Origin of the sequence: Oscillibacter sp. KLE 1728 (assembly GCF_934833455.1) — a bacterium.
In the GTDB taxonomy this organism is placed as follows: Bacteria; Bacillota; Clostridia; order Oscillospirales; family Oscillospiraceae; genus Oscillibacter; species Oscillibacter welbionis.
On sequence record NZ_CAKVVF010000134.1, the window covers coordinates 1 to 3286 of the forward strand.

General features: G+C 63.9%; 3 protein-coding genes. 2 read left to right on the forward strand and 1 reads right to left on the reverse strand.

Annotated features, from left to right (window positions below; genetic code table 11):
- Positions 1–43: 43 nt before the first annotated feature.
- Positions 44–1234 carry an iron-containing alcohol dehydrogenase gene (locus tag QVE23_RS10750; protein WP_025544551.1) on the forward strand — a complete coding sequence of 397 codons (1191 nt, stop codon included), beginning with the start codon at positions 44–46 and terminating at the stop codon, positions 1232–1234.
- A gap of 52 nt (positions 1235–1286) precedes the next feature.
- On the opposite strand, the gene QVE23_RS10755 is transcribed toward QVE23_RS10750, so the two are convergent.
- Positions 1287–2135 carry an AraC family transcriptional regulator gene (locus QVE23_RS10755; RefSeq protein ID WP_021749678.1) on the reverse strand — a complete coding sequence of 283 codons (849 nt, stop codon included), beginning with the start codon at positions 2133–2135 and terminating at the stop codon, positions 1287–1289.
- 242 nt (positions 2136–2377) lie between these two features.
- Here QVE23_RS10755 and thyA point away from each other — a divergent pair, with 242 nt between their 5' ends.
- Complete coding sequence (thyA, locus tag QVE23_RS10760; protein WP_287554229.1) at positions 2378–3208, forward strand: thymidylate synthase; 831 nt, start codon at positions 2378–2380, stop codon at positions 3206–3208.
- Positions 3209–3286: the final 78 nt, after the last annotated feature.

Genomic DNA, 3286 nt, shown 5'->3' on the forward strand with positions numbered 1-3286 from the left:
GACTGATTATGTTGTTGAATCTTTAAGGAAAGGAACTTCATCCATGAACAACTTCACCTTCTACTCCCCCACCCTCTTCACCTTCGGCGATGGAGAAGAGAAAAACACCGGCGCGCTGGTGCGCCGGTTCGGCGGCAGCCGGGTACTGCTGGTCACCGGCGGCGGGTCCGTCCGCCGCAACGGCGCCTATGACGCCGTCACCGCCTCCCTGGAGGCCGCGGGCATCCCCTTTACAGAGCTCTCCGACGTCCAGGCCAACCCCCGCAGCGGCAAGGTCTACGAGGGCATCGACCTGGTCCGGCGGACCGGCGCGGACTTCCTGCTGGCACTGGGCGGCGGCAGTGTCATCGACACCGCCAAGGCCATCGGCTTCGGCGCGCTGTACAAGGGGGATTTCTGGGATTTCTTCACCGGCGCCGCCAAGATCGAGAAGACGCTGCCCGTGGGCGTGGTGCTGACTATCTCCGCCGCCGGCAGCGAGGGGTCCGACAGCTGCGTCATCACCCAGGAGCGGGGCAACCTGAAGTGGGGCTGCCCCAAGACGGATGTCATCCGCCCGAAATTCGCCGTGCTGAACCCCCGGTTCACCTGCTCCCTGCCTGCCTACCAGACCGCCAGCGGCGCGGTGGACATGATGGCCCACATCATGGAGCGGTACTTCACCAACACTCCCGACGTGGGGCTGACGGACCGGCTGTGCGAGGCCCTGCTGAAGACCGTGCTGGACGCGGCCCCCAAGGCCATTGCCGATCCCAATGACTACGCCGCCCGGGCGGACCTGATGTGGGCAGGGATGCTGGCCCACAACAACTCCTGCGGCGTGGGCCGGGAGCAGGACTGGGCCAGCCACCAGATCGAGCATGAGCTCTCCGCCTTCTACGACTGCGCCCACGGCGCGGGTCTTGCGGTGATCCTGCCCGCCTGGATGGAGTACGTGCTGCCCCATGATCCCGTCCGGCTGGCCCAGTTCGCCGTGCGGGTCTTCGGCTGTGAGATGAACTTTGCGGACCCGGAGGCCACCGCCCGCCAGGGCATCGAGAAGCTGTGCCTCTTCTTCCACTCCCTGGGGATGCCCATCACCTTTGACGAGCTGGGAGCCAAGGCCAAAGACATCCCGGACATGGTGGCCCACCGGGCGGAGAAGCCCGGCGGCTTCCCCTTCGGCGGCTTCGTGAAGATCCAGCCCGCGGACATGGAGGCTATCCTCCGCCTGGCAGCCGGCGAGGCCCAGTAACAGCAAGCCCGCCCGGGGAGCGATCCCCGGGCGGGCTTTTGCCGTATCCTCGTCACCGGAACTCCCGGGGACTCATGTGGAAGGTGCCGCGGAAGGCCCGCAGGAAGGTGGAATACTCCTCAAATCCGGCCTGCTCCGCCGCCTTCATCACCGGCACGCCGGCGCGGATCAGCTCCCCGGCCCGCAGCAGCCGCTTCTGGCTGATGTACTGGTGGACCGTGTAGCCGGTGACGGCCTTGAACCGGTGCATCAGATAGTACCGGCTGATGAAAAACCGCTTGGAGAGGGACTCCACCGTCAGCTCCTCTCCCAGATGGTCCAGAATGTACCGGAGCACCTCCTCCATCTTGGGGTCCACCCGGTAGCTGTCCCGCTCCTCCTGGGCGGTGCGGGAGCGCAGCACATCCCGGTTCACGTCGATCAGCATCTGCTGGCAGAGGGTATCCGCCATGCGGGCGGCGCCGAAGCTCCGGTCCCGCAGGGCCTCCTCCAGCTGCTGGATGCGCTGCATATAGTGGAGCCGCCGCTCTGCGTCGAAGCGCAGCAGGTGGAACCCCCGCTCCCGGGTGGTGTCGAAGCAGGTGTCCAGCGCCTCGCCGGGGTCGCTGCGCCGCTCCAGCCACTCCCGTCCCAGCCAGATCACCACCCGCTCATAGGGCTCCGCCGGGTCGATGATGGGCCGGTGGATCAGGTCGTGTCCCACCAGCAGCAGGTCCCAGGGCTGAAGGAAGTAGGTGACGCCCTCCACCACATAGGTGACCTTTCCCCCCAGGAGAAGGATTAGCTTGTCAAAGGCGTGGTAGTGATAGTCCACCTTCTGGGCCCGGCTGTCCTTCAGGTGGAACAGCCGGAAGTCCTCCTTCAGATAGCCCCGCTTGTTGATCTCCTTCCGGTCCGGCATCTCCCGCCTCCTTTTCCGCCCGCCGGAGCATCCGCCGGGTCACTCTTCGGCCGTGGAACCGGGCGCCGCGCCCGATGAGGCAGGGCCCGTTTTGCAGGTATTCTACCACACATAGCCGATTTTCACAACAGGCACAGGAAAAGACGCCCCCAATTTGGCGGCCGGGGCTTCATCTGCCGATTGTGTTTTTCTCCCGGATTTGCTATACTGAAAAAAATACCCAACGCTGAGGAGGGACCCCCATGAGCCGTGCCGATGCGCTCTTTCTGCAAAACTGCCGGGACATTCTGGACCACGGGGTCTGGGACACAGACCTGCCCGTCCGTCCCCATTGGGAGGACGGTACTCCCGCCCACACTGTGAAAAAATTCGGGATCGTCAACCGCTATGACCTTCAGGAGGAGTTCCCCATCCTGACCCTCCGCCGGACCTACTGGAAGACCGCGGTGGACGAACTGCTGTGGATCTGGCAGAAAAAGTCCAACAACATCCACGACCTGAACGGCCACATCTGGGATGAGTGGGCGGATCCGGACGGCTCCATCGGCAAGGCCTATGGCTACCAGCTCTCCATCAAGCACCAGTATCCCGAAGGGGAGATGGACCAGGTGGACCGGGTGCTGTACGACCTGAAGCACAACCCCGCCTCCCGCCGCATCCTCACCAGTCTCTACAACCACCAGGATCTCCATGAGATGAATCTGTACCCCTGCGCCTGGTCCATGACCTTCAACGTCTCCGGGAATGTCCTCAACGCCATTTTGAACCAGCGGAGCCAGGACATGCTGGCCGCCAACAACTGGAATGTAGTGCAGTACGCGGTGCTGGTCCACATGCTGGCCCAGGTCAGCGACCTGGTGCCCGGCGAACTGGTCCACGTGATCGCGGACGCCCATATCTACGACCGCCATGTGCCCATCATTGAAAAGATGCTGGCCCAGACGCCGTCCTCGGCGCCGGTGTTCCGGATGGACCCGTCCGTGACGGACTTCTACGCCTTTACCCGGGACAGCTTCTCCCTGGAGGACTACATCCCCGCCCCCTTCGAGGACCAGATCCCCATCGCTATTTGAGGAGGCCTGCGCTGTGAATGCCATCGTCGTCGTCGATCAAAACTGGGCCATCGGCCGGGACAATGATCTGCTCTTCTC

What these genes read in the sequence shown, in the direction of transcription:
- thyA (WP_287554229.1), top strand. Translation starts at nt 2,378, where the DNA reads ATGAGCCGTGCCGATGCGCTCTTTCTGCAAAACTGCCGGGACATTCTG.
- QVE23_RS10755 (WP_021749678.1), bottom strand. Translation starts at nt 2,135, where the DNA reads ATGCCGGACCGGAAGGAGATCAACAAGCGGGGCTATCTGAAGGAGGAC.
- QVE23_RS10750 (WP_025544551.1), top strand. Translation starts at nt 44, where the DNA reads ATGAACAACTTCACCTTCTACTCCCCCACCCTCTTCACCTTCGGCGAT.